The organism is Desulfurococcus sp., assembly GCF_038881575.1.
In the GTDB taxonomy this organism is placed as follows: domain Archaea; phylum Thermoproteota; class Thermoprotei_A; order Sulfolobales; family Desulfurococcaceae; genus Desulfurococcus.
The window spans coordinates 1-26,815 of sequence record NZ_JAVZPN010000006.1 but is presented as its reverse complement, the minus strand read 5'-3'; the positions used below and the strand labels follow the sequence as shown (position 1 = coordinate 26,815).

27 protein-coding genes, 1 tRNA gene and 2 pseudogenes are annotated in these 26,815 nt (G+C 45.2%); 14 read left to right on the top strand and 16 right to left on the bottom strand.

The genetic code is table 11. The annotated features are described in order from the left end of the window. The first annotated feature begins 19 nt into the window (after positions 1-19). Genes QXV08_RS06680 through QXV08_RS06665 form a run of 4 tightly spaced genes read left to right on the top strand, consistent with a single transcriptional unit; the run spans position 20 to position 2,749 of the window. On the top strand, positions 20-280 hold the full coding sequence (locus tag QXV08_RS06680) for a 4Fe-4S dicluster domain-containing protein (RefSeq protein ID WP_342786204.1): 261 nt from the start codon (positions 20-22) through the stop codon (positions 278-280). Then, positions 277-1,401, top strand: coding sequence for a 2-oxoacid:acceptor oxidoreductase subunit alpha (locus tag QXV08_RS06675; protein ID WP_342786203.1), 1,125 nt, complete (start codon positions 277-279; stop codon positions 1,399-1,401). Before QXV08_RS06680 ends, QXV08_RS06675 begins: the two co-directional genes overlap by 4 nt. Further along, positions 1,392-2,222 carry a thiamine pyrophosphate-dependent enzyme gene (locus QXV08_RS06670; protein WP_342786202.1) on the top strand — a complete coding sequence of 277 codons (831 nt, stop codon included), beginning with the start codon at positions 1,392-1,394 and terminating at the stop codon, positions 2,220-2,222. Before QXV08_RS06675 ends, QXV08_RS06670 begins: the two co-directional genes overlap by 10 nt. Then, positions 2,219-2,749 carry a 2-oxoacid:acceptor oxidoreductase family protein gene (locus QXV08_RS06665; protein WP_342786201.1) on the top strand — a complete coding sequence of 177 codons (531 nt, stop codon included), beginning with the start codon at positions 2,219-2,221 and terminating at the stop codon, positions 2,747-2,749. Before QXV08_RS06670 ends, QXV08_RS06665 begins: the two co-directional genes overlap by 4 nt. A gap of 245 nt (positions 2,750-2,994) precedes the next feature. On the opposite strand, the gene QXV08_RS06660 is transcribed toward QXV08_RS06665, so the two are convergent. Both QXV08_RS06660 and QXV08_RS06655 read right to left on the bottom strand, forming a co-directional pair. Next, positions 2,995-3,067 (bottom strand) — tRNA-Ala (locus QXV08_RS06660). A 55-nt stretch (positions 3,068-3,122) separates the two neighbouring features. Further along, entirely contained in the window at positions 3,123-3,542 is a 420-nt protein-coding gene (locus QXV08_RS06655; protein WP_342788153.1) for a Tfx family DNA-binding protein, read from the bottom strand. A gap of 266 nt (positions 3,543-3,808) precedes the next feature. Between QXV08_RS06655 and QXV08_RS06650 the strand changes: the two genes are divergently transcribed. Then, positions 3,809-5,095 carry a TrpB-like pyridoxal phosphate-dependent enzyme gene (locus QXV08_RS06650; protein WP_342786199.1) on the top strand — a complete coding sequence of 429 codons (1,287 nt, stop codon included), beginning with the start codon at positions 3,809-3,811 and terminating at the stop codon, positions 5,093-5,095. A gap of 187 nt (positions 5,096-5,282) precedes the next feature. After that, positions 5,283-6,908 carry an amino acid permease gene (locus QXV08_RS06645; RefSeq protein WP_342786198.1) on the top strand — a complete coding sequence of 542 codons (1,626 nt, stop codon included), beginning with the start codon at positions 5,283-5,285 and terminating at the stop codon, positions 6,906-6,908. Positions 6,909-7,187: 279 nt separating this feature from the next. Here the strand turns inward: QXV08_RS06645 and QXV08_RS08955 are convergent. Beyond that, a pseudogene (locus QXV08_RS08955) lies at positions 7,188-7,322 on the bottom strand (zinc ribbon domain-containing protein); the annotation flags it as partial. A 222-nt stretch (positions 7,323-7,544) separates the two neighbouring features. After that, positions 7,545-9,110 carry a hypothetical protein gene (locus QXV08_RS06640; protein WP_342788154.1) on the bottom strand — a complete coding sequence of 522 codons (1,566 nt, stop codon included), beginning with the start codon at positions 9,108-9,110 and terminating at the stop codon, positions 7,545-7,547. 215 nt (positions 9,111-9,325) lie between these two features. On the opposite strand from QXV08_RS06640, the gene QXV08_RS06635 reads away from it, so the two are divergent. Then, positions 9,326-10,015, top strand: a complete 690-nt coding sequence (locus QXV08_RS06635) for a DUF357 domain-containing protein (protein WP_342786196.1) — start codon at positions 9,326-9,328, stop codon at positions 10,013-10,015. On the opposite strand, the gene QXV08_RS06630 is transcribed toward QXV08_RS06635, so the two are convergent. Next, the gene (locus QXV08_RS06630; protein ID WP_342786195.1) at positions 10,012-10,731 is read right to left on the bottom strand and encodes a flavodoxin family protein; all 720 of its coding nucleotides are present in this window, start codon (positions 10,729-10,731) and stop codon (positions 10,012-10,014) included. The genes QXV08_RS06635 and QXV08_RS06630 overlap by 4 nt on opposite strands. Positions 10,732-10,830: 99 nt before the next feature. Between QXV08_RS06630 and QXV08_RS06625 the strand changes: the two genes are divergently transcribed. The 4 genes from QXV08_RS06625 to QXV08_RS06610 all read left to right on the top strand — a co-directional run bounded on the left by QXV08_RS06625 (position 10,831) and on the right by QXV08_RS06610 (position 14,172). Continuing rightward, complete coding sequence (locus QXV08_RS06625) at positions 10,831-11,337, top strand: NUDIX hydrolase (protein ID WP_342786194.1); 507 nt, start codon at positions 10,831-10,833, stop codon at positions 11,335-11,337. Positions 11,338-11,409: 72 nt separating this feature from the next. Beyond that, the gene (locus tag QXV08_RS06620) at positions 11,410-12,111 is read left to right on the top strand and encodes an ECF transporter S component (RefSeq protein ID WP_342786193.1); all 702 of its coding nucleotides are present in this window, start codon (positions 11,410-11,412) and stop codon (positions 12,109-12,111) included. A gap of 41 nt (positions 12,112-12,152) precedes the next feature. After that, the gene (locus QXV08_RS06615; protein ID WP_342788155.1) at positions 12,153-13,448 is read left to right on the top strand and encodes an ATP-binding cassette domain-containing protein; all 1,296 of its coding nucleotides are present in this window, start codon (positions 12,153-12,155) and stop codon (positions 13,446-13,448) included. Positions 13,449-13,452: 4 nt separating this feature from the next. Continuing rightward, a complete protein-coding gene (locus QXV08_RS06610) occupies positions 13,453-14,172 on the top strand; it encodes a hypothetical protein (RefSeq protein ID WP_342786191.1) in 720 nt (239 codons plus the stop codon). Between the two features lie 151 nt (positions 14,173-14,323). On the opposite strand, the gene QXV08_RS06605 is transcribed toward QXV08_RS06610, so the two are convergent. Next, positions 14,324-15,541 (bottom strand): RNA-guided endonuclease TnpB family protein, encoded by a 1,218-nt coding sequence (locus QXV08_RS06605; RefSeq protein ID WP_342786190.1) that lies wholly within the window; start codon positions 15,539-15,541, stop codon positions 14,324-14,326. Between the two features lie 74 nt (positions 15,542-15,615). On the opposite strand from QXV08_RS06605, the gene QXV08_RS06600 reads away from it, so the two are divergent. After that, positions 15,616-15,759 carry a hypothetical protein gene (locus QXV08_RS06600; RefSeq protein WP_342786189.1) on the top strand — a complete coding sequence of 48 codons (144 nt, stop codon included), beginning with the start codon at positions 15,616-15,618 and terminating at the stop codon, positions 15,757-15,759. A 2-nt stretch (positions 15,760-15,761) separates the two neighbouring features. On the opposite strand, the gene QXV08_RS06595 is transcribed toward QXV08_RS06600, so the two are convergent. Next, positions 15,762-18,074 (bottom strand): DEAD/DEAH box helicase, encoded by a 2,313-nt coding sequence (locus QXV08_RS06595; RefSeq protein WP_342788406.1) that lies wholly within the window; start codon positions 18,072-18,074, stop codon positions 15,762-15,764. A 382-nt stretch (positions 18,075-18,456) separates the two neighbouring features. Between QXV08_RS06595 and QXV08_RS06590 the strand changes: the two genes are divergently transcribed. Both QXV08_RS06590 and QXV08_RS06585 read left to right on the top strand, forming a co-directional pair. Next, positions 18,457-19,848, top strand: a complete 1,392-nt coding sequence (locus QXV08_RS06590) for a TldD/PmbA family protein (RefSeq protein WP_404991002.1) — start codon at positions 18,457-18,459, stop codon at positions 19,846-19,848. A 2-nt stretch (positions 19,849-19,850) separates the two neighbouring features. Further along, on the top strand, positions 19,851-21,194 hold the full coding sequence (locus QXV08_RS06585) for a TldD/PmbA family protein (protein ID WP_342786185.1): 1,344 nt from the start codon (positions 19,851-19,853) through the stop codon (positions 21,192-21,194). 5 nt (positions 21,195-21,199) lie between these two features. Here the strand turns inward: QXV08_RS06585 and QXV08_RS06580 are convergent, their stop codons facing one another. The 9 genes and pseudogenes from QXV08_RS06580 to QXV08_RS06540 all read right to left on the bottom strand — a co-directional run. Beyond that, positions 21,200-22,105 (bottom strand): biotin--[acetyl-CoA-carboxylase] ligase, encoded by a 906-nt coding sequence (locus QXV08_RS06580; RefSeq protein WP_342786184.1) that lies wholly within the window; start codon positions 22,103-22,105, stop codon positions 21,200-21,202. Continuing rightward, complete coding sequence (locus QXV08_RS06575) at positions 22,098-22,790, bottom strand: YkgJ family cysteine cluster protein (protein WP_342788277.1); 693 nt, start codon at positions 22,788-22,790, stop codon at positions 22,098-22,100. Before QXV08_RS06575 ends, QXV08_RS06580 begins: the two co-directional genes overlap by 8 nt. Positions 22,791-22,795: 5 nt before the next feature. Continuing rightward, complete coding sequence (locus QXV08_RS06570; RefSeq protein ID WP_342786254.1) at positions 22,796-23,344, bottom strand: nicotinamide-nucleotide adenylyltransferase; 549 nt, start codon at positions 23,342-23,344, stop codon at positions 22,796-22,798. A gap of 109 nt (positions 23,345-23,453) precedes the next feature. Next, on the bottom strand, positions 23,454-23,858 hold the full coding sequence (locus QXV08_RS06565; RefSeq protein ID WP_342786182.1) for a hypothetical protein: 405 nt from the start codon (positions 23,856-23,858) through the stop codon (positions 23,454-23,456). Then, positions 23,855-24,277 carry a hypothetical protein gene (locus QXV08_RS06560; RefSeq protein WP_342786181.1) on the bottom strand — a complete coding sequence of 141 codons (423 nt, stop codon included), beginning with the start codon at positions 24,275-24,277 and terminating at the stop codon, positions 23,855-23,857. Before QXV08_RS06560 ends, QXV08_RS06565 begins: the two co-directional genes overlap by 4 nt. A gap of 12 nt (positions 24,278-24,289) precedes the next feature. Next, entirely contained in the window at positions 24,290-24,541 is a 252-nt protein-coding gene (locus tag QXV08_RS06555; RefSeq protein ID WP_342786180.1) for a hypothetical protein, read from the bottom strand. A gap of 15 nt (positions 24,542-24,556) precedes the next feature. Beyond that, positions 24,557-26,110 carry an HD domain-containing protein gene (locus QXV08_RS06550; protein WP_342786179.1) on the bottom strand — a complete coding sequence of 518 codons (1,554 nt, stop codon included), beginning with the start codon at positions 26,108-26,110 and terminating at the stop codon, positions 24,557-24,559. Between the two features lie 77 nt (positions 26,111-26,187). Next, positions 26,188-26,388: a helix-turn-helix domain-containing protein gene (locus QXV08_RS06545; protein ID WP_404991001.1), complete on the bottom strand. Its 201-nt coding sequence runs from the start codon at positions 26,386-26,388 to the stop codon at positions 26,188-26,190. A gap of 118 nt (positions 26,389-26,506) precedes the next feature. Further along, positions 26,507-26,815 (bottom strand): annotated as a pseudogene (locus QXV08_RS06540) (hypothetical protein); the annotation flags it as partial.

Below are 26,815 nucleotides of genomic sequence, written 5' to 3'. Positions count from 1 at the left end.
ATATTAGGTGGTTAACTCAATGGGGGCTACTTATTCTAGCCTGGGATTGATCACAAGGGAGAACCAGAAATACAGGGTCACAGTAATAGTTGACAGGTGCAAAGAATGCGGTATATGCATCAGTGTATGCCCAACAAAAGTCCTCGTTAAATCCAGCGTATTAAACAAGTACGGCTACCGCCCTCCCGAGCCGGCACACATAGAGAAATGCATTGGTTGCCGGCTCTGTGAATACAACTGTCCCGATTTCGCTATATTTGTGGGGGTGGCTTCAAAGTGAGGAAGACCTTTGCCTCGGGTAACATGGCTATCGCTGAAGCCGCTATAGCTGCTGGTTTAAAATTCTATGCAGGATACCCTATCACGCCTAGCTCTGAGATAATGGAGTACCTTGCAGAGCATCTTCCAGGGCAAGGAGGTATCGTGATGCAAATGGAGGATGAGATAGCCTCTATCAATGCCATAATAGGGGCATCATGGGCTGGAGCTAAGGCCATGACGGCTACCTCAGGCCCTGGGTTATCACTTATGGCGGAGGGATTAGGGCTAGCGGTAATGAGTGAAACCCCATTAGTTATCGTGGACGTCATGAGGGCTGGGCCAAGTACTGGTGTACCGACAAAGACTACTCAGGCAGATATTTTTCAAGTCAGGTGGCTGACGCATGGAGACTATATTATCCCTAGTTATATCCCCTGGAGTGTACAGGAGGCCTATGATTTAACAATTAAGGCCTTCAATACTGCTGAAAAACTTAGAACACCTGTAATACTCCTAAGCGATGCCGTGATAGCTCATCTATGGGAACCACTCATTATCTATGAAAGAGGCGAGGTCGAGATCATTGAGAGGAGAAAACCCACTAGTAAAGATAATTATAAGCCATATATGCCTGGAGACGACCTGGTTCCACCAATGGCATGTTTCGGGGAGGGCTATAACGTGCTTGTCGAATCATTAACTCATGATGAGAGAGGATACTATGCTCCTACAAACACGTATCATAAGAACACTGTCATGAGACTAATGCTTAAAATAGTGAAGAACATCAACTACGTATATGAACAGGAAACATATATGATCAACGATGCTGATGTACTCCTGGTCTCATATGGTTCAACAGCTAGAACAGTTTATGCAACAATAAGGGAGCTGAGGCGTAGAGGGGTTAAAGCCGGTATGCTCAGGCCGAAAACCCTCTGGCCATTAGATGAGGAGAGGATCTATAATAGTGTATCAAGCAGGATAGATAAAGTGATCGTTGTAGAGAATAATATGGGTAAATTATTCCTCGATATGAAACGTATTTTCAGAGATAGAGATGTGTATTCAGCCCCAGTTGTAAGCCTTGAACTACCCACTGTGAAAGAAGTAACCGAGGCGGTGGAGCAATGGCTGTAATCCCTGGACACCTACATCCACTTGACAAGCACCTTAGACTCGACAGGATACCCACATTATACTGTCCCGGATGCGGCCTTGGAATAGGATTGGGAGCCATGCTCAGGGCGCTTGATAAAAGAATCAGTGAGGGAGTAGTGGATAGGAATAAAGTAGTATGGGTTGGAGGTATAGGGTGCTCCGCTAGAATGGCCTTTTACGTTAGCTATGATTCAGCGCATGTTCTCCACGGCAGGGCGATACCTTTCGCGACAGGCGTTAAACTCGCAAACCCGGAGCTAACGTTGATCGTTGTAGGAGGTGATGGAGATATCGCCGGCATTGGGGGCAACCACCTGCTCCATGCCGCTAAGAGGAATATAGACATGGTCACAGTTATGTTCACGAACTTCGTCTACGCAATGACGGGTGGCCAAGTAGCGCCTACGACGCCCCTTGGGGTCAAGACTACAACAACTCCCCATGGTAATCCAGAACCTCCATTGAATATCATAAAAGTCGTAGCATCGCTGAACGCGAACTATGTGGCTAGGGCTAGTGTAACGACACCGCATTACATAGAGCAGTTCTTCTACAGGGCTTTAGGTATGAAGGGGTTTAGATTCATAGAAGTTGTAAGCACATGCCCCGAAGTATATGGAAGGCACATCGGGCTTAGAGACCCTGTTGAAATGTATAATGAGCTGAAGAAAAGAGTTAAGTACAAGCCTAATCCAACAATAGATGAAGCCTTAATAGACTGGGAGAAAGGCATAATTATAGGTGAATTCGTGGTTCGAGACAACCCATCATACCTTGAGATCATGAGGGGGTTGAAATGAAGGTGGAGGTACTCATTATTGGGCGTGGGGGGCAGGGCGTATTACTACTGGGTAGAATACTTGGGTTATCGATCAGCAAGTATGCTGGGAAATATGCTGTAGCCACGGAGACCTATGCTGCTGAAACCAGGGGAGGCGAGAGCAGGACTGATATAGTGATTGGGGATTCCATGTATGATGTAGACTATGTAAAAGTACAGTCACCCGATATAGCGGTATTCATGTACCCCTTCAACCTTGATAAATATTTAAAAATGCTTAAACCAACCACTATGGTTTTCATCGATGAAGAATACGTTGACCCAGGTTTATTCACGGGATTCAAGCTATTTCATCACAGGTATAGTGAGATAGCCGAATCAAGGCTTGGGACCAGGAGGATTGCAAACATGGTTGTAGCAGGACACATGGCCAAGGCAACAAGTATATGGAGCCTAGAACACTTAAAGATGACCGTGGTGGATTTAATACCTGAGAAATGGCATCAATTAAACATTAAGGCTCTGGAACTCGGCTACTCACTCTGACCTCCTCTCTGTCCTGATGGGCGGGGATTCTTTTTTTTTTGGAGCAGGGGAGTTTTGGGCTGTATTCCCTGGTTCTCGCCGGGTTTAGTCCTGGCCGGGTCTCCAGCCCATTACCCCTATCCCCTCCCGGGGACCCAGGGGATATAGCTGTTTGAGCCCTCATCTATGCAAGCACCAAAGCCTATAAACATTTCATCCCCACCCTGAAGGACGAGGCTTTCAGTTGTAATGATGATCTTTTTAAATGGACCGGCCGGGACTTGAACCCGGGACCTCCGCCTTGCGAGGGCGGCGCTCTTCCAGCTGAGCTACCGGCCCACCCATTATCTACTGTGATTAATCACCGGGTTTTAAATCCTTATATGGCTGAGGATTAGGTGAGGAGATAGAATTCATAGGAGCCATCGCTATGAATTACTGCCCTCACACTACGTGGCAACCTTGTTACTCGTGTACCTATGAGTAAGCGTAGTTGCCCATATATCAGATTGAAATCACCCTTTAACTTCACCCCTAGCTCGTCAGCTTTCCTGATAAGCATCCCGGGTATTTCAGCCATATGTGTTCCAGCGGGTATATCGATATAGCCTGCCGCGTGGAGAAGCCTGTATAAACGTATGGTTTCCTCAGCCATCCTTATCTTCCTTAAGGCTGACTTCTCTATTGCAGCAACAGTACTCCTAGAGATACCTAGGATCCTCGCTATCTCTTCCTGTGTTAACCCTTGTACCCTATATTTGAGCACAAGATACTGCTTCTCAGTTAGAAGTCCATATTTCATCCAGATCCCCATTACTTTGAGAAATAATCAACCAATTCCCTGTATATACTTCGTCTGCAGGATAATAAAAGCATGTAGAACCCCGTCTTATACTTTGAGATGGCTTTTTAATAGGGTTGGGGCAACCACTTATAAGCATTTCTCGGCACCACGACCCTAGAGGGCAGAGGTTTCAACTATGGTTTTCTATATATTTCATGTATTATTAATTATATACAAAAGCAAAGATTTATATATCAAACCCCCTAAATATCATCCCTCGGTGATACTATGTTGGAATGGAGTTAAGAAGTATCCAAACCCCTGATATACTCCCATCCTACTGGTATAACATAGTACCCAATCTACCTGAACCACTACCCCCCATGATTCATCCTAGCGGGGAGCCAGTTAAGAGAAGCGAGCTGGAGGTACTGTTCCCCAGGAGTCTCATAGAGCAGGAGTTCAGCACACAGAGCCGAATACCCATCCCTGAGGCTGTCAGAGAGACACTACTCATGCTGGGACGGCCCACGCCATTGATAAGGGCGAGAAGACTGGAAGAAGTTTTGAAGACTAATGCAAAAATATTCTTTAAATACGAGGGCGTACTCCCCACGGGATCCCATAAAATCAACACGGCTATCGCGCAGGCATATTATAATGCGGCTGAAGGCGTTGAAAGAGTGTCCACTGAGACCGGTGCTGGCCAGTGGGGCTCGGCTCTTTCACTGGCTGGCAGCTTATACGGGTTGAAGGTAAGGGTATTCATGGTGAGGGCTAGTTATCTTCAGAAACCTTATAGAAGGATACTGATGGAGGCCTATGGTGCTGAAGTATATCCTAGTCCAAGCACCAAGACCAATACTGGTAGAAAACTCTTAGCGGAAAACCCTGATCATCCTGGCAGCCTAGGTATAGCTATAAGCGAAGCAATAGAAGACGTGGTGTCGAGTGGGGGTAGGGCTAAGTATAGTCTTGGAAGCGTCTTAAACCATGTACTACTACATCAATCCGTGATAGGGTTAGAGGCCATTAAGCAATTAGAGTTACTGGGAGTTGAGAGAGTGGACTATGTTATTGGATGCGTCGGGGGAGGCTCCAACTTCGCTGGGCTCTCATACCCATTCATAGGCTATAACTATAATAATGATGAGCCACCAGTGTTCATCGCTGTTGAACCGGAAACAGTTCCCTCTATGACTAGGGGGGAGTATAGGTATGACTACGGCGATACAGCTGGATTGACACCACTATTAAAAATGTATACCCTTGGGCATGACTACATCCCGCCGCCAATATATGCAGGTGGATTAAGATACCATGGTGTCGCTCCCTCGCTAAGCATACTTGTGAAAAACAACATCATAAAACCAGTTGCATACCCTCAGGACGAGGTATTAGAGGCAGGACTCATATTCGCCAGGACCCAGGGTGTACTTCCGGCCCCTGAAAGCTCCCATGCAGTGAAAGCAGTGATAGATATAGCATTGAAATACAAGGGTACCAGCGAGAAACCAGTGATATTGTTCAATCTAAGCGGGCATGGATTACTGGATCTCTCAGCGTACATGAGAAATCATTAGCATGAATTAAAATTATGGTGGACCCATTTAAAGTAGAGGAATATTTTATATTATTTATTTAACCTCTAATCCCGGTAAATCAAAGGAAATATATGGTTTATTGTTCCACCAAAAATTTATATTCTATAAACATAAACATAAATATAGAAAAACAAACATAATATTTAGATGGATAGAGGTATGCTATATGGGCGATGAGGAGTCATCTTTCACGGTTTTCAGGGCATATCTACTCAGGAGGGAATTTACATGGTTCGATGTATTTCTATGGGTTATAGCTAATCCATTGGCCTCAGGACTCCTCTACTACTCTGTGTCAGCAACCGGCTCCCCTGGGTTTTATGGCGGAGTAGTACCATACGCATTCATATCAGCTGGACTGCTGTTTATCCCTATCGCATTGCTGTTCATGATTACTGCTTCATCTCTTCCGCGTAGTGCATCACCTTATATACTGGTGAGCAGGGCTTTCGGAGCGCTTCCCGGTTTCCTGGCTATAGCATTATACCTGTTTCTAAGCGGGGGATTGTTGAGCATTGGTTTCCTAGCCTTCTCTTCCACGGGGATCTTAAGCGATGGATTTATTGTGGGTGGATACATTACTAATAATAGTTATTTCACCGCGCTCGGGGAATCACTGAGGAGCATGATCTTCACAGCCATTATAGCACTTATAGTGTTTACACTCATATTCATCGCGGGGACGCTTGGAAGGAGGGCTATAAGAATACTACTATATGTATCCGTGGCAACACCCCTGGTATTATACATAGCTATACTTGCATCACTCTACCCCTTCTCCAACAAGGTGTTCATCAATAACTGGAACACGTTGTTCAATGACTCCTATGGGAAAATAATGAGTATAGCCCTACACGGCGGGGTTGTCAACGGGGTAGCCGTTGAAGCACTTAAACCTGTAACCGGGTGGAACGCCACGTTCGCGTTATTCGGTATAGCTGTATGGGCCTACCTGGGCTTAGAGAACGCTAGCTTCATAGCTGGTGAGGTCAAAGACCCTGTTAACTCGTATTTTAAAGGATACATAGCTGGCTTCGCTACATTAGTAGCCCTCTACACTGTTACACCAGTTATTGTAACGCTTATCGCTGGATATGATTTCCTATCAGCGTACAGCTACCTATATCACTATTACCCCGGGGTATTAAAGATTATTATGGGCACCAATACACTTCCCTCGCCAAGCCTGGTCACCATTATATCGGTCTACACCGGTAACATCTATACCTCACTCATCTTCTCTGCCACAGCATACTTGTTCTACTTTAACACTATGCTGACTATTTGGCTCAGTGCTACCCGTGGATTGCTCGCACTGAGCCAGGACCACTTAATGCCGAGGTTCTTGGCTAGGATATCACGTAGAACCAGTACACCACTCTATTCGAACCTATTCATATACGTGTTCTCAACTCTGGTACTACTACTATCATTCTTCATTAAGTCTAGCCAGCAATTAGAGCTCTCATTCCTTAAAATAATGAATCTAGGGTACTCAGTGTTCCTGGTTTTCACAGGGCTCTCATTGATCTCTACACCATTGTTCTCGGAGAAACTATACAGCAGGTTTACATATAGAAACAGGGGGTTACTATACATAGTGGGCTACACATCCTCAACGATCGGATTCGGGCTAGCGCTAACCGTTGGCGCCAATACCTCACTAACTGATGTAATAGTGGCTACATCGTTATTCGGAGCCATCCTCCTCTTATTCATTGCTATCACAACATACATGAAGCACCGCGGTGTGAGATACGAGGAGGTATTCTCCAGAATACCTCCAATGTAGTTCCAGCTAGCTAGTTGAGATCAAGATTATTGCTGAGACTGCTGGCTTGGTAATGGACTTTTGAATTCTTTGGCTATTATAGCTACTTACCAGTACTTTGGCTTAGAGCGGTGATTCCTAGGATACCTGTTGTTCCCGTGTATTTGAGTACCACCATGTATGCTGATGCAGGATCCAGGTCTCACGTAGATTTATGTTGGTTGATGTCATCCCTTCATCTCTCTTCCCCTGCATCTCTTCTTGAGTCTGCACCCGGCTTGGGGGCGTTCAAGGCGACCCCTAGAGCACCCCACATCTTGAGCATCTATAGAATAGATTCATACATGCCATAACGTCTCTATCACCTGTGAAACCACAGCACGGACACCTCATGGTTCTGTAGCCGACTTCGACTAGCATGACACCACATCTCGGACACCTCGAAGACGCCCTCTAGGATTCACATAGGATGTCTTCAATCCATTCTTAAGTGCCCTGCACTCTAATGCGAACTGTATTCTTCTGTAGGACCATAGCAATAGCCTCTTGTTGAAACTCCTGTCCTTCTCAGCGTCTCCCCAACCTTCTTTAGATCCCCCAATACAATAACCGGGTCATGCTTATCAGCTAGCTCCGCTACTAGGTTCCCAGGCTTGATCAATTTGCTCCATGGTATGAAGCAGGTTCTTCAATAATGTTTAATACTGGGGCTCCAGCGCCCTGGAGTGTTTCAAGCACTATGCGGATTCTTTTGTTATTCATGGAGAGCTCTAGAGGAATTATAGAGCTAGCCACGTAAATCTGGCTTGCCAGCACGATGCTAGCATAGAATTTAGAGTACAATCCATCTATGTTCAACGGCTTATTCTTGTGTCCCACGTATATACATATAACCCTGTCCCTACAGACATTCAGGGTTACCCATGCATTATACGCTTTCTTATCCGCCGTTACCAGTATTATCCTTTCCTCGCTTAAACCCTGTTCCACCACGGCTATTGATGCCTCGCAAGGCTGGCTAACAGCAGGCAGGTGCACCCCCTTGTAATACTGCCTGATCTCGTCTATGGCTCTATTGGCAAGCAAAGCCATTATATAAGAGTACTTGGAGATCCCGGTGGTCTCGCTTGAAACCCCAGCTACCTTTCCGTTTATCTCGGCCTCGGCACAGACAGGTATATATATCCTGACACCATCGATAGGATTCCATGGCTTCCCGTTTTTAATACTGGCCTTTAACAGTGTCATATGTAACCCCTGGTAGAACATATTGGTGTCTGGGAGCAGGGCTATGGGTTTCTTAAGCCTTCTATACATATCCACTAGGAGGCTGTGCATCTTCCAGCCCTCATAGTCTCTGGCATTCTGCCCCTCAAGCTCCCTGGCTATTAGGTCAACCGCTCCGGTATATCTCTGGAATTGCATTAGTATTCTCTCAATGGATGACTTATCTGCATCCTGGTGGAGTTCATAAACTAGTTCCGACAGTATTTTCCAGTTACCCATCATCATATTGACTGAATCCTCGTCGGGTCCCTCGATTAGTTTAAGCGATATAATCTTTCTTCTCTCCTCGTTCACAGGGTTTAAAGCATTCACCACCAGCACTGGAGATGATTCTGAGATATCCTCCCTGAATTCACCACTTATCTTCTCCATCATCTTGGCATCTATTAACTTATTCATGATTCTGGAGATATCCTCGAATATGCCGCGCGTCCCTTTCCACATTATTTTACCGGAAATAGTGGCTGGGAGTGTTTTATTCCCGGCTCCACCATGCTTGATCTCTAAGGGATGCGACTCATAATCATAGACATACACCCTATGCATCCATCTAGGGCTACTAGGGTATTGTGGGAGCCCTGGTAATGGTATAGTATCCACGTAGGTATATATTATCGGAGGACTCCCTGCCTTACTGAATACTCCTTGGAGCGTTACCGCGAATGGACCAGTGGTGAGGGTTAAGTCTATATATATTCTCTTGACTCTATCGCTAATATTATTTACAAAGTACTGAAGCCTTACAGCGTTATCGAATACGCTGTCATGCAGTGTGCTTTTCACATACATGTGATCCACGTATATATTTAGTTCACTGGTGGGAGCGGGTTCCTGGGAAAGCGATTGATACACGTCATCAACTAGTTCCTTCCTGGTTAAAACAATGAAGTCCGATAAACCCAGCTCCTCGCTGAGCCTATTAACTACACTAGCCACGTTCCAGGGATGGGTTAGGACAGGTATTATTGAAGCCTCCCCATTGTGAAAACTCCTTGATCGTAGGAAATTAAGTAGTTGATCAATATATCCCTCCCCACTCATGAAACAATCAACCCCTGATTCAAACCATTATTAAGATTATTATAGCTCACGGATTAAATACTTGGAGCAGTATTCTATGACATAATAAAGGATAACCAGGTGCGCACCTAATGACCACTCAATGCGATAGAGTTAAAGCCTACATAGATAATGTCGAACAGGTGCTTCAACAAGCGACCGTTATCGGGGAGCTTGATCCAAGGCATCGATACATTATTGAGCTAGCCCGTAGCTATACAAGCGATGCAAAGTACTATCTCGAGAAAAACGACTGCTTCACTAGTCTAGCCTGCATAGCATACGCGGAGGGTCTCATAGACTCACTGAGGTATCAAGGTGTTATCTCATTCAACTGGAAACCTCTCTCAGAACTATTGAAGAGACCCAGGGTTCTCGTGGCAGGTAGCTTCGAGTTCCTTCATCCCGGTCACATTTACTTGCTTAAGAGGGCTTGGGAGCTTGGAGAAGTATATGTAGTTGTCTCAAGGAATAGAAACTTCACAAGGTTCAAGGGAAGGGAACCCATTATGGATGAGAAAGATAGATTGATAATCGTGGAAAACGTGAAATACGTATCGAAAGCAGTAATGGGTGATGAAGAGGACTTCTTAAAACCGATTGCAGAGTTGAAGCCGGATATAGTGCTTCTAGGACCGGATCAATGGATCCAGCCAGATGAATTAAAAAGCCTCCTCGAGAAAAAAGGGTTAAGTGACGTGAGGGTTGAAAAGCTGGAGTCGAGGATAGGCGAGTGGAGCTCTAGTAGGATTATCGAGAGGATAAAAAACAAGTATTGTTAACCATTCAGTAGGCTTTCAAGGTTTCTAATTCTTTCCTCCCTCTCAGCTGACTCTGCAATAGTGTATTTACGGGCTAGTTCAGCTAATTCAACTATGTTAACTGATGGATTATACCCTATATACTCGTAATTCATCAGGGCCCTCGCAGTCTTAGCCACAATGTACCCCACGTTATAGGAGTCTCTAAGGGCCTGCTCATCCCTGGTGACATCATCCAGGTGACTGTACGCCATACTCCATGGAATAATGTGTACACCCATACTACTCATTACTATGGCCAGATATGATATAGCCATCATTACCCCGCTGTCGAGACCTGTAGCAATAAACCCTGCGACCTTACCCTCCAACAGGCTTCTACCCTTATGGAATATCATGTGCTCCATACTTGTCAACCTATCAATAAAGTTCTTTAGGACACCACTTGGAGCATACCAGTATACTGGCGTAGATATTATGAATCCATGGGAATTCAAGAGCTTCTCTGCCAGCGAGTTAAAGTCGTCATCCCTAATTACACAGGGAAACTTACAGTATTTATTACCATCCGATACACACCCTATGCAGGGCTTTATCTTATAGTCGTATAGGCTAATTATCTCTGGCACGCCTCCAGCATCTATCACTCCTTTTGAAGCTACTACGGATAACTGCATTGACGACCCGTATTTACGCGGCGAAGCATTAATTATTAAAACCCGTGGCTTAGCCTCCATGTAAACCACCTGGTCGAATCACACCATAGAGTAATGTTTAATACTTCGAGCAGCTATTAAATTAAATCCCATGACAATTATTAAGACACGGCGTAAAAAATGCGGAGAGAATACCCGGGTTTCGCTATAGGGGCTGTTGGAGCAGTCTTGATCAGGGATAACAGGATACTCCTGGTTAAAAGAGGGAGCCCGCCTGCTAGAGGTAAATGGAGCCTGCCAGGCGGAGTTGTAGAGCCCGGTGAGAAAATAGGTGATGCCGCTAGAAGAGAGCTGAGAGAAGAAACAGGACTTGACGCCGAACCACTTGGAGTAATCTGGGTTTTAAACAATATAGTGTTAGACAGCTCAAGGAGAGTAAAATATCATTATATCATAGTAGATGTATTATTCAATCCTGAAAGCATCAAGAGCGAGGCTAGGCCGGGTAGTGATGCAGTAGACGTTAAATGGTTTAGCCTTGAAGAAGTATTGGAGAACAGAGAGGTGTCCCGGACTGTGTCAAGGCTTGTGAGATATATAGTGGAGAAAGGGTTGAACTACATACCCATAGAGAGCATTGACAACGTAGTCGTAGAGATCGGGGATAACATCTATCGGCCTATCTAGCCGGGAAGACGTATTGAACGTTCATGAACTCTTAAATAGGTTCAATAAAATACCCGTGTAATGGTGAATGCCGTGAAGACCAGGCTTATAGTTGAAACAGTAGTCTTCACCGTACTCGTTTACGCTGCAACAATAGTGCTTCAAATATACCAACCTGCTACAGGCGGGTATTTCAACCTAGGTGAATCCATGATATATGTAGCAGCCATCACATCGGGACCCATAGTTGCCGGGGTAGCTGGAGGAGTAGGTGCTGCATTAGCGGATCTAACCACTGGCTACCAGATTTTCGCACCAGGCACACTGGTGATAAAGCTGCTGGAGGGACTAGTAGCAGGGTATCTTGCCAGACTACTCAGATCGAGACACCAGAAAATCATTGGCGGGTTACTGGGCTCAGTGTACGCCTCCGTGTTCACAGGGTTCGCGCTGGTGAAGTACTCAGGTATCGTACAGGTTGGCCCAGCAGGCTTCGAGGTAAATATACCATGGTATATTTGGCTACTCATAGGCATGCTCCTTGGTTTCATGGTAGTCTATTCACTATTGATGAAGTATAGTAGCATGGGTGAAGCACTGGCCCTATTAACTGGAGGCATTATAATGGTCATGGGTTACTTCCTGTACGAGTACTTTATCTCAAACCCCTACACGGGTAGACCGCCTATAGACGCTGTTATTGAGATACCTGTGAATATAGGGCAGGCTATTACAGGTATAGTGGTGGCACTGCCCGTTGTCTCATGGCTTAGAAGAGCCGGGTATTTAAAGTAAGGTATTAATTAACACCTCACTTAATTAACGCTCCTTAAATATTGAGTGAGCCGAAAATGATGGAGGCACATATAGAGGTAGCCGGCTATAGGGATGGATTCATTATCAGGGAAATCAATATCAATGTCTCCAATGGAGAGGTATTAGTTGTAACCGGGCCATCTGGAAGCGGGAAGACAACGCTTGCAAAGGCATTGACGGGACTGCTGGGTAGAAGCGGTGGCTTATTCAAGGGCTCGATATTAATTAATGGATACCCGCTTCTAGAGATGCCGCCTGAGAAAATATATGAGCTGGTAACATACATACCACAGGAACCCTGGTACGCGCTAGTAGGTTACACTGTGTATGCAGAACATTGCTTTATACTCTCCCAGCTTGGATTAAAGTGTAGCAGTGTATTCCTTGAAAAACTCGGACTCGCAGGTAAGATTAATTCATTAACAATAAATCTAAGCGCTGGCGAGACCCAGAGGCTTCTATGGGCCGAGGCCCTAGCTAAGAAATCCAGCGTATTGATCCTGGATGAACCACTAGTATACCTGGATAGAGAGGCTAGGAGAATAGTGGCAGATGTGGCTAGGGATGCGAGGGATAATGGAGCCTTCATAATCATTATAGACCATGATCCATTATTCTGGAGGGAATTAGCGGGAAAGCTACTGGTTTTAGAGAACGGAGTCGCTAAATATTATGGTGAATGGGATACCGGGGTACTCCAGCAATTCCATCAGCCAAGTAAAACTATGAGAGTCGTCAACGATGAGGTAGCCGTGGACATAGAAAACATCTGGTTTAAATACCCTGGTGAAAAGCCATTATTCAGAGGCCTATCACTCCAGGTTAAGAAGTCGTTGATCACTGGTTTAACCGGGAGGAATGGCACTGGAAAATCAACGCTCCTAAAACTCATAGCGGGGATACTGAAACCTACCAAAGGATTTATTAATAGACTCGGCACCCCAGTATACATACCTGAAAACCCCCTACTATATTTCACCAAGCCTACTCCACGCGAGGAGCTGCTCTACATGGCCAATGGTAGGGAAGAGAAGGCACTTGAAGCCGCCGAGATATTCGATATCTCTAGGATACTTGATACTCCCCTGGCAAGACTTAGCTCAGGGGAGAGAAGGAGGCTGGCACTGGCTTCAGCGTATCTAGGAGGTTTCGATATATACTTGATCGATGAGCCAACTGGAGGACTTGACCAAGCCAATGCATCAAGGGTGCTTGAGGTATTATTAGAGCTAGTCAACGAGGGGAAAACAGTTGTAGTAGCTACACATGATGAGAGAGTAATCAAGCTCCTTGACTACGAGTTTAGAATGGGTTGAGACTATGGGGTTTATTAGCTGGCTTGTCTCTATTGTTTATAAAATACTCTTTCTTAAGGGTGATACAGGATTTAGGCAAGCCCACTGGGTCGTCAAGATGCTTCACTTATCTTTGATCGTGTTTATATTATTGGAGAACCATCTAAGATCATTAACTGGAATGGCTGTGCTCTCATTAATCCTGGGACTCGTATCGCCTGGGTATGAGTGGGCTATATCTATCCTGGCTCTTTCATCACTAATCTCACTGTATATGTCTCTTACAGCCATGATAGCATCAATCATAGGGTTCGCCCCAGTAGATGCTTCACTAATACCATTCATCGCTGTTAAAACACTCGCCCTCTCTGTGATACTGGCTTTTGCATTCATAATTGTCTCACCACTAGAAGTCTCATCACTACTTATCAAGCTTGGTGCTAGAAGAGCCGGTAATGTACCATTATTGATCTGGAGGCTTATGCCTTATGGGCTTAAATCATTTACTGAGAGCCTAGCTATAGGATACGTTAAAAAGGAGAAAACATTGAATAGGATACCGCCAGCTGTAGCAAGCCTGCTTGAAATAGGAGGCTTTATCGAGGAGTACTGCTTCTACAAGCTTAACACTCCTGCAAAATATCCTGTACTCCCCGCTTACTCGTTTAAGTATAGTATTATATTAGCGGTGAATGATCTTATCTACTTCTTACTATTCTACACACCTAACATTTTCATTTCTTAAAAACACTGCAAGTAAATGATACATCATAATTACCTCTAAAAAACTGTTCAGCACCTGTAGTCTCTTCACGGCCACACGGCTCTTTATTCGGGACCCTCATCACTACCTAGATCAATGCTTTAGGGAGTTAAATTACTTAAACCAATGGGGTTCAGGTCTGACATAGATTTATGTTAGTTGATATCATCCCCTCATTTTTGTTCCCCCGCATCCCACTTGGGTTTGCATCTGGCTTGGGGGCGTTCAGGGCGACCCCGGGCACCCCACATCTCGAGTATCTGATGAACAGATTTGTGCATGCTATAACGTCTCTGTCTCCCATGAAGCCACACTTCCTGCACTTCATAACTCTGTAGCCAGCTTCAATTAGCTTGCTTCTGCATCTTGGACATATCGATGAGGTTTTCCTCGGATTCACGTAAACTACTTCCAACCCATTCTCAAGGGCTTTGTACTCTAGTGCGAACTGCATTCTTCTGTAGAACCAGAGAGATAGCTTCTTATTGAACTCCTCACCTTTCTTAGCTTTCTCCCTAACCTTCTTCAAGTTCTCCAATACAATAACCGAGCTATACCTATTGGCCAGCTCTGCTACTATGCTTCCAAGCTCGCATGCGTAATCACGGGTAGTGCTTCTGATTCTCTCACCGTGTTTCCTAATGGCTCTTCTAATACCTTTGATAAACCTCCATGACCTCGGGTACCTCTTCTGAATCCTCTCAATCCATATCCTGTGAGTCAAAACCTTTCTGAGAGGAGTCTCAAACCTCTTAACTCTAAGCAACTTACCGCTCTTAGAGAACACAACTAATGTTACATTGTCGAAGTTAATGTCTACAGCCATAACAGTTCTGGGCTTCTTCAGATTAACAGCCTTCTTGAAGTATATTGAGACCCAGTAGTCTTTTCCATCGTATCTGATAGCAATCTCATAGTTGTTCCATCCAAGAAACTTCTCTATCCTCTCCTTGGGCGCTAACAGCTTCAGCTTGGCTTCGTAACCATTGTGGAGCTTTAGCACCAATGTTTTGTTCTCTAAGTTCAGCCTGTAGTCGTATTTATCAATTCTAGCCGTTAATTTTCTTAGAACCGGTTTTCTGCCGCCATTTTTCTTGACTGATTTCACAATTGCCCTAGCATAACAATATATTTGTTTGGCGTGGTGTGCCCTCAACCCATAGCTCACGAGCTTGCTGTAGAACATTTTGTGGAGTGTTTTTATGGATGGTACTTCATCCAAGCTCCACATGCTGTTTACAACGAGCTGTGTAGCATCACGGAATAACTTCAGGAACTCTAGGAGCTCCTCATCGCTACCCTCGGGGAGAGCCCTAGCCTTGAGCGTTTCAACCAGCTCTCGCACCCTCATCGAGTAGCTCCCACCAATAAAATATACAGACAAATTTAAAAGATTTTCTGTCTACATTATTCTTAGGTGTCTCTATGGGTGTGTTTGTTGTAGAGTGTAGCGTGATAAAGTATAGGAAGAGCAGCTACGTGTTGTACCCAATAGGAAAGGAGAGCAAGGAAAAACTAGAGAGGTTACATGGAAAAAGAGTATACGCAGTAATAGTGGTGGAGGAATAACATCAACCGATATAAACCAATATGAAAACTAAAACAGCAACCAATGGCTTTCCCCCACGCAACTCAAGGGGGTGTGCTACCGCTTGGGCCTTGCCTCCTCTAATTTTATTGAGTACGTATACTGCTTTCCTCCGTGAGAGTACCTGGTTGTTATTACCACAGTATGGACTATAGATACATCTTGGGCATCCATCATAGCAGTCGCACTTGCTCATGATTTCTAGTGCTACATCCTCTGTTTCTTCCAGCCTCTTATAGAGTAGCTTAGATAAGCCACTGCCACCTATAGCTGAGTCATATATTACTATATCGCCACTAGGATAGCTTATACCGCCTAAATCTGTTAAACCAGAGCCGCATGTCACTCTCGCCGCTGAAATTAATGCATGCTCTATTGCGTGAAATGCTTCTGCACAACCCTTTATCCCTAGCTCCTCATATACAGGGTATTTTAATAGAAGTGCCCTGGTTGAATACTGATATTTAATGGGTTTTTCAAGATCCATTGTGAATCTTGTTTCACCAGTATACATGTCTTTAACGACCATTCCGTTCACGCTTAGCTCTAATACTACTTTGGCATACGACGCCATTATTCCTCTACTACTCTTTCTCTCCATTAATACATCGTAGCTAACGACGTCGACGGTATATAATGGCCTGGTATATGCCGTTGTATTTTCCCCTAGTCTCTTGACAAGTGCTTTCTTTTCCACTAGGTTCAACGACTCAACAATATATGGTTCCCCCATGTACAGGTAGATGGCGCCGGGATATAATTCCAGGAGTGCTACAGGTAACTCCCTCGTGGCCAACGTATCCCCACTACTAGAATCAACTATCTCCACAATAGGGCCCATCCCTCTTAAACCACCCTGTGTACTTAGGAGCCTCCTAGCAGAGGCAGGTATAGGTCTTATATACTCTCCAGTCTTCTTCACGACCCCCTCAGCCACTAACTCATCTATAACATTTCTCCATTCACCAGGTATCTTATCGATCCTGGCCCTCCATGATTGGAGAAGATATGCTACTAGATGTGTCTTAGCTACTTCCTCATTCGAGGGCTCTATAACGGATGGTGGAATTGACTGTGTGAAAAACCGCTCCGGGGATCTAGCATAGTATACATCTATCGGGTCGTCCCCTAGAACTGTGAAAACATAACCTTTCCTTCTTCTACCAGCTCTACCAGCTCTCTGTAGGTACTTCGAGTATGATGGGGGAGGCATAGCCATTACAGTAGCATCCAATGCCCCTATATCTATACCAAGCTCTAATGTAGAAGTTGCTACAACCCCATTTATTAAGCCATTTCTCAGTTTTACTTCAATATCCCTTCTTACATCAGCAGGTAGGCCGGCACGGTGAACCATAATGTTTACGTTATACCTGGTCTTAAGAATCCTTGTGAGCAACTCAGCTAGTTGCTGGCTATCAACGAAAACAATGTATTTTAAACCCTTCCTAGACAGGATGTAGCATAGATAAGCTACGACGCTCCACCTGCTTAAATAGCCTGATGAAACCAGTACATGTGTAACCATACCCTTTCTGAACGCCTCACCCCTCACCTCAACGACTTCCTCACCAAATAATTCCTCAGCGAACTCCTTTGGATTACCAATCGTTGCAGATGAACCTATGAATACTGGTTTCTCCCTGCTGGTTCTCTTTATTCTCTCAACAAGATGATGTATGTGGCTGCCTAGAACTCCCTCGTAGACATGTAATTCATCGAAAACCATGAACTCACTGTTCTCCACGAAGCCCCTAATATACGAGCTATACACTAACCCTATATGTAGCATATCCGGGTTCGATATTATGATTGAGGGTGGATTCAATCCTATTTTCTCTCTTTGCCTCCTGGGTGTATCCCCATCATATATGCTGAAGCCTATTATTGGATACACGGTGTAATCAGTGAACCTATTAAGCTGATCCCTTGCAAGGGCCTTTGTTGGATATAGTATCATAGCTCTTGGATTACTCTTCCTCACATAGTATATCTCCCTCAAGATAGGGAGCATAAATGCTTCAGTTTTCCCGGTACCTGTACCAGCTGATATCACAGTGTTTTCCCTGTTTAGAATGTGACGATATGCCTCATACTGGAATCTATATAGTCTCCTAATACCTCTACGGTGAAGAATCCTGGCTACTTCGCCGGGTAGATCTAATTCCTCTATACTTGGGCCAGGCTCTGGTTCACGTGTCTCCTCTACTCTCTCATATATAACAGCTACCCTGCTCTCAGGATACCTGGATCTAAGCTCCTCATCCACCTCGTTAACTAGAGGATCCCTGAACACTAGACCCCTCCCCGTTACGGCTGAACTGTTCACCTGGGCCGTAGCTTCATGTGTTGTTCTGTGTTGTGTCTGGTATTGCTGGGTTTACCATGGTTTTTCATTTCTTTATTCTCCCCGCTTGCGGGGGTTATCGCCCTCCTCGGCGAAGAGGGGTTCAACCCCACTTCACTGACTATTTTTGCAAATACCTAATAAGTTTTCCTAAAGAACACGATGAAATAATGAAGAAGCATTAAGGGCGTAGAAAGACATAAACTAGTACAGAAAGCTATGATCTAATGTTTTCTAATGTTTCTACCCCAGTTCCCTGGAACGAAATATATATTTGTTCGCAGAGACAATTATTTTAATTAACCCCAAAAAGGTGTTTCTCTTGGAGCCGATGATAGACCTGGATTACATTGTGAAAACCGGGCTAGAGCTCGGCGCGGACTTTATCGATGTCCGCTACCAAGACTACTACTATGAATCCTTGGTTGTGGATAATGGTGTTTTAAGAGAGGCAACAGCCACTTACTCCAGTGGTATAGGTGTAAGAGTCTTAGTAAAAGGACTGATGGGTTATGCCTCAACCAATGATCTAAGTAGGAAAGGCATGAGAGAGGCCGTGGAGTCAGCTATTAAATTGGCCAGGGTACTAGGGCACCATGGGATGGAACAGGGATTACTTGAGCGCCCGGTCTACAGGGATAGAATCGTGAGTCACTATGGATTAAACCCTGAGAACGTGGATCTCTCAGAGAAGGTGAAACTATTATTCGACATGTATAAGGCTGGGAGAGGGGTACAGGGTATTTCAAGCCTCATTATTCCATACGGGTATGAGAGGGATCACAGGATATACGTCTCCAGTAGGGGAGACTACATTGATTTCACGCGGAGAATGATCGGGGTAGGGGTAAGGGCGGTGGCTAGCGTAGAGGGTAGGTACGAGATGCTGTGGACAAGCGAGTCAAGTGTAGCTGGGTGGGAATTCATTAAGTCGTTCAACTGGCTTAACTACGTTGCTGAGAATAGTAAGCTAGCCGTGGATGCAGCGAGAGCAGGGCATGTGAAGCCAGGCAGATATGACATCGTGCTGGATAACGAGATAGTGGGGCTAATGCTTCACGAGGCATTTGGGCATGCAAGCGAGGCAGACATAGTTGAAGCCGGTGGAAGCGTCCTCGGCGGTAGAATCGGGGAAACCGTGGCCAGCCCTCTTGTCTCAATAATTGATGATGGAAGAGTCGAGGGAGGGGTCTACGTTCCCTATGATGATGAAGGAACCCCTAAGCTTAAAACATACACGGTGAGAAACGGTGTGTTATCATCCTTTCTCCATAGCCTTACAACAGCACGGGGGCTCAAAGCATCTCCTACTGGTAATGCCCGCGTAATGTCTTTTAGAAACACGTTACTGGTGAGGCAAACGAACACCTATATGGAGCCCAGGGATTGGGAACCGGAGGAGATGATTAGGGATATGGAGAGGGGACTGTATATCAAGGGTAAGGGTGCAATGGGGGGTGAGGTAAACCCGTTAACAGGCGCCTTCACGTTTACAAGTGGTCCAAGCTACATAGTTGAAAACGGTGAGCCCGTTAAACTAGTTAAAGGAGTAATGTTAAGTGGTATAATACTTGAGACGCTGAAGAATGTGGATGCCGTGGGAAAAGACCTGGTTGTTAAAACAAGCGTGTTCGGTGGATGCGGTAAGAGCGGACAGATGGTTAGGGTAGGGGATGGAGGACCACATGTCAGGGTCAGGGGATTCACTATTGGGGGTGGTTAAGCTTGCTCGAGAAGCTCGTGGAGATAGGTATTAGGAAAGGGTTGAGTGAGGTAGAGGTTTACTCTATTGAATCCAATATATTATCATTCACTGTATCAAACAATATGGTTAGGGAGGCCTCGCGTTCGAGAATAACAAATATAGGTTTAAGGGGCGCGGCTGGAAGGAAAACCGGTGGCATTACTTTAACCACGTTGAACATCGAACCAGAGAAAGCCGTGAGTGAACTAGTTGGAATAATTAACTCGAGCCCCGAGGACCCGTATTGGCCTGGCTTTCCTCCATTAATACGTGGGGCCAGCAGTACCACTTGCCTTGATCGAAGAATCACCAATATAAACGATGAGGGAGCCCTTAAACTATTATTAAGCACCATGGAGGCTTTAAGAAGCAAGGCTATGGAGAAGCATGTCGAGAAGGCCATCGTTGTCGAGGGCTCATTAAACCTGGGTACTCAGAGAATACGTGTTTTAAACTTGCATGGAGTCGACGCTAGCTCGGAGTGTACATTTATTAGCATATGGCTTACATTAAGCGTTGAATCACCTAGCGGCTCATCTGATAAATCGATGTTCATAGTTAAACGCGGACTCGATGAATCATATATATTGAAGCAGGCTGAAGAAGCAGGTGAGTTGGCAACGTTATTCACTAATGCAGGATTAGTGGAGAGCGGTGTCTACGATTTAATACTGGCTCCAGAAGCAGCGGGATTAATTATCTCCACTGTGTTAACACCGGCTTTCTCAGCCTTGAACATCCTTGAGTCGAGGAGCCCATTGAAGGATAGAATAAGTGAGCAGGTTACATCGCCACAGGTATCTATAATGGATGATCCATCGATACCCCTGGAACTAGGTAGTAGGGGATTCGACGATGAGGGTGTAGGCACATATAGTAAAATAGTTATTGATAAAGGAGTGTTCAAGCAACCGCTGCACTCGTATTATACAGCATCTAGGATGAGTACCGAGACTACTGGAAACGGGTTCAGGCGTTCACCCGGTAGCCCAGTGCAACCAGGTGCTACCAACCTTATACTTCGGCCGGTTAAAGGCGATTTAAACAGCTTCATTAATGAAGCCAGGAGAGCACTAGTGGTTTACGAGATGATTGGGTATTGGATGAGTAACCCAGTTAACGGTGTCGTGAAGGCTACAGTGAGCCATGGACTGCTAGTTGAAAAAGGTAGGGTTATTCAACCAGTTAAAGGAGTGGTTATCACCGGTAACATCTACGAGTGGCTAAATAACGGTCTTACAGGTATTGGAGGAGACCTAGTTGTGAATAACGGGGTTGGCTCTCCAAGCCTATGGATCCACGGGGTTAACATAGCTGGGAAGTAAGGCAGTTACTCGGCATGCCTTAATCTAAGTATTTCACTACTTGATAATCTATGGCTGCCTGATTCGTTCTCAATGATCAGCTCTCCATACTCTGTTACATCCTTTGCAATCCCTTGTATTTCACCACTGCTTGTCATAGCTATGACTTTTCTACCCAGTGTAGAGAGATACTCCATATACTCCATCCTTAATTCATCCGGCTCATCGGCTAATCTATCCAACCTACCCATCCATCCGGAGAGATAAGAGAGGATCCTGTTACGCGGTATCAGGTGTCCCACTATGTTCTTAATGCTCTCAGCAACTTCAAGCGGGGGGTCATTATTAACGTTTATGCCTACCCCGATATAACTGACCATTACTGACTCCTTGTACTCGCCCTCCAGGAGTATTCCAGCGATCTTTTTATCCCTGAATATTATGTCGTTAGGCCACTTGATTTCGACATTTATACCGAGTTTATCTCTTAGCATCCTGACTAGGAGGACTGGTATCACTATTGGAAGAATCTGTGTTACCTGGGGTGTGGTATTAATCTTGAACGTGATCCATAATCCCCCGAGATTCCCTATCCATGTCTTTCCATGTCTTCCTCTACCCTGCGTCTGCATCTCCGATACAACTATACTCCATGGAGGCATCTGCTTCGCTGAAGTCATCGTGGATCCTGTTATAATTCTATATAGGTAGTTCCAACCCCATGGTTTTAATCTACGTGGATTATCGCCCGGGCTCCATAAAACCCTGGATCTCGCGGTCTCCATTAGGTAATACCTGGATAACTCGTTAATCATGCTGATTAATTCATCCTGTTGTACACCTATCTCTCTCACTACTTCGGAGATAGGTATCTCGTCGTGCTCGGAGAGAATTCTCACCAGTTCAAGCTTTAATGCGAGCTCGCTACTCATTTACTTCTCCCTCTAATAGTTTAATCTTCTCAACGACTTTATCAATGTTAAGCATGTTGGGGAGATCCGGGTAGTATTTCCTCAAAAATTCATAGAGGTTTACCACAGGCGCGTTTCTCTTACCTGTCGATAACTCTACTAACCCTTCTCTCCATAGTTTTGAGAGGAGCCCTAACAATAGGTTCCGAGCATTCTCCATTTCAACAGCTGCCTCATATTCCCTCTTCATATACCTGATTACTAAACCAGGGTTCTCGGAGTACTTCTCCAATACACCCCGATCCCTCCTAACTATTGGACAGGCTAAGCTTATCCCGTAGTCAGCTGTCGCCAGTATATACCTACCCCTTTCATCTATATTGTATTTAACGTGACGGGGTACATAGGGATAGCTCCTACATATCAGCGGCTTGTATACATTGTGTACCAGGCACCTAACCCCGCTTAAGAAAACACATCTCCCGTTGTTGAGCTCCATTATATAGCTGAAAGCTATATTCAAACCCGAGATCTCATCGTAAACCGTGTACCCTGGTTGACTCTTATAAGGTAGATCAAGTACTCCAGCTATGATTCCAAGCACCACGTCTTCATGCGGCAGTATGGAGACGGGTGAAAATGTGCAGCAGAGTCCGCAAGCCGGGCACTTGAATACAGGTATTTCCTCCCCCATAATACATCTCATCCCAGTTAGGCGGTGGCATAATACCCTGGTAGCCTCTCACTGTAAAGCATCTTTATTCTCTCCACTCCTCCTATGCTTTCAATTATCTCCACGACTGGCGGCGGAACTAATTGTTTCCACAAGGGGTCATTATTTAGTATTAGCCGTCTAATGGTTGAACCACTATATGTATCCCTCTCCTTGAGGGGCGGGGTAATCACCTCATACCCCTCCTCCATGAAGAGCCTTTGTATTATCGGGTTTAATGTGATCACGGATTTAAATGGGGGACTATATTGTCTAACAAAGTGTATAGCCGCCCTATTCACCTCGAGTGTGGGAAGAGTAACCGTTATATACCTTGATAAATCGTGTCCAGCCCATCTAAGTGATTCCCTAATCATGAGTATTCTCTCACCAGCTGTAAACGGGTTCTCAGGTGTATGGCTTTGACTAGCCATCCCAACCACTATTATGGTTTCATCGTAGTTTCTATAACAGTACTCCACAGCGTTTAAGTGGCCGTAATGGAATGGCTGAAACCTTGCTATTATAAGGCATCTCCCGGCATCCATCGGTGACACCCTTACATGATCCATTAACCTCTACTAGGTATCTTAATTTAAAACCCGTTTATAACACAACTAGACTGCCTCACAGTGGGTGGAAGCCGTGGACATATAGTTATGAATTCTTCCTCCCATTGTTACCGCTACTACTCTTCAACTTATTAATATGCCTTGTTAAAGCCTCGACAATTCTCTTGGAGGCCTCGACCTCCCCGCTGACAATGCATTGCTCGATCAGGTTTGCCCTATACTTCTTATGCTCCTCCTGTGTTAGCCTGCCCTCTGTAAGCATTATGTTTACGCGTGAAACACAGTCTTTTTCAAGGCTCCGGGTCCATGGTGTTGCAATATATATGTATGGGTATCGTGGATCCACCTGCTTCACCTCAACAAGACCCTTCAACTCCGCCGCTATAATAAGGTCCCTAACCTTCTCGAGCTCGTTTTCCTCGAATATGAAGCAATTATATCTTGAAAAAGCTTTCACCATGCGTTCAGCCAGGACAACTATATCACTCACTTCTCATCACCTAGATGGGTCTTGGAGACAGGTATATTCAGCGCCTCGATAAATATTCTCGCAAGCCAGGCGTAGACCGGGCTTCCCACCCCCAGCCTGGCAACACCGTTAAGGTATTTAGCCCTATACACTAGTTCACCCCTGTGATTGTAAACGCTAATGTATCCTTTAACCCTCCCCATATAGTTTTTCACGAACCAGCCATATATAGCGAAATCGCCGTGGGCAAGAGTGATCTTAATGGATTTAGCGGAGCCCTTAACATACGTGGGTCTAGCCTCGGTTTCCTCAATAATATTCTCCCTCCCAGGCTTCACCACCCCTATACCCCTTCTATATATTAGTAGAGTGCTTGAAGCGGCATGCTTACCGCTCCTGCTTCTTGAATTCTCTATTTTAAAATACCCTATGCTACTCATCTAGATCACGCGTTACTTCTTCTCATACACGTAGAGGAGGCTTTTCTCCTTGAACTCTATAACCGGGTCCTCGGCCTCCACTATGAGGCTCCACGGCTGGTTATGGAGCTGCCTGTTTATTCTGACAACCAGGTTACTTAAGACTACTTGTTTAACGCCCTCGTAAACCCTTGACTCCTCCAGTAATCCTTCACCATTATACTTGTTCACTTCTACAACGTATTCATCGGTTTTGAAATACACGTTGATTATTAGCCTAGCCATTTACACTAGCCTCCGCTACATTGTGAGTTTAAACCTCGAGTAATCAATACCCGTGGCGGACTTATATGCTTCCTCAATACTCCTCCTATACTCATCCATGTTTATTCTGAGCAGGCTCTCCAAGACATCCCCGATGGTCTTAGAGGCTATGGATTCTGCTTCAACCCTGTACTTACCTCTTCTCACATAGGCCCTGAATATCACTGCCAGAGGCAGCTCTCCCTCTAGTAGATTTATCTCTTGCCCCACGACTATCTGCCTACCCAGTATTTTACCGGTGTAAACCATGACCCCGGGTATGCTGTTTTCTCCACCGGGGTATAGAAGGGTCTTGGGCACGGGTGATACATCGAGTACGTCAACCCATATATCTTCCTCTGTAACCCCTATTCCACCAAGCTTTCTAGATAATTCTTCCGTGAGAACGGATACCACTTTACTCCTCCACTCCCTGTTAAAGATTAATTTAAGTATTTCACTAATGAACCTCGGCCCCCTGTACCCGTTTAACACGTAGTCTCCGCCGACACGCCTCCACTCAGGCTTCCTCTCGATAAGCATCAACCTGGCTAGACGCCCGGTTTCAGAATCCTCCCTTAAAGCCTTACCTAGGAGGATACTGTATACGTGTACATCGGTTAACTCGAGGAAGTCTTCGATCCTTCCCTTGGATATAGCGAGTACTCTTTCCACGAGCCCGTATTCCTCATCAAGCCTCTCTAGGAGTGTGTCAAGTATTTTATCGAAGGCCCTGCAAACACTGTGATAGTATACGTGCTCATACATGCTTGCCTTGGCAATCATGTATTGCTTAAACTCTCCTAGACCGGTTCTATCTAGGACAGGCTTGAAGCCGCCTCCCTCTATGAGGGGGTAGGTGTTCCTGTAGAGCCTCTCATGACTTATATAACCGTACTCGCTTGTACCAGCGTAATAGCTATCCCTCCTGAGGAAGTCGACTATATCGGTTGGATATAATCCATCCTTGATAACCCACCTATACATCCTGATAAGTGGTGATCCATCATAATTATCCTTCAGTAGCTTCTTTAAGACATCGGTTAAACCGTTTAAACCATACTTTTCCTCTAGTTTAATGAGTGCATCCTCTAAGACTAGCTCCACTAGCTTGAGTCCTATCCTCTCATGATTCGATAACTCACTGGGTATCATCCTCCTCCATAGAACAGAGTGCTCGAAGGAGTGGCCGAAGGCTGCATGCCCTACATCGTGGAGTAATCCGGCTAGTCTACTGGCCTCTATTAGTGTGGCAGGGGAGTAGTCTTCTAATGCTTCCCTTCCATAAATGGACATGAGCTTCCATGTTAAATCCTCTGCAACCAACCCGCTTAGATGCATTACACCGAGGCTGTGCTGGAACCTGGTGTGAACAGCGCCGGGGTAAACAAGGTGGGCTGTCTGCAACTGCATTATGTAGCGGAGTCTCTGGAGCAGGCTACTATTAATAATCTGCTCCTCAATCTCCCTGTTGAAGTAAACGAAGCCGTATATAGGGTCGCTCACCATTTTCCAGGTAAATAACTCCATGAAGCCGGTGTGAGGTTGCATTAAATAATCACCGCTTAAACACTGGATAAATTACCAGGTGAAAAACTGGAGTAGAGTGGGGACAACCTAGTTTCCATCTATGTCTTTTTAGCAATCCAACCCTCTGGCATCCTCTCAACGAGGCCTTCCTTCCTTAAATCATGGAGCCTAGCCCTCACGGTATTATAGTTTAACCCGGTTAACCTGCTTATCTCCTTAGGCATTAACGGCTTATCCTGGTTGCCTAGAAACTCTAATAGCTTCTCCTTGACGGTTTTCTGCTCGCTCAAATCAATCACCCTAGATTAATTGATCACCATCGAGATATTTAAAGACTTAATTAGCTATAGATATAAGGGATACTCTGGGCTACTCGAGGTGTATGAGGCATCTCACACCCGGTAAATAATATCCTGGTTACTCAATAAACGATTCAAGTGATTTAGCCGTATATACACAGACTTCGCCAGGGCTCCGGGCATGCTTCTCCTCGGCGGCTACCACCCTCTTACCCAGCATTCTGCCTAGATATCCCTCTATTATTCCAAGGGTTATCTGCGGCCCAGCGGATAAACTGGCTTCTGATAAGGCGGGGCACTCCCAGTTGTCTATTACTTCTATAACATAGTTAATGTAGTCCTCCGTGTATGCTTTAACCCTGGATGCAAGCCCCATTGCATTATATATGGTCTCAAAGAACCTCAACCCCTGTTTAACGTATTCTTC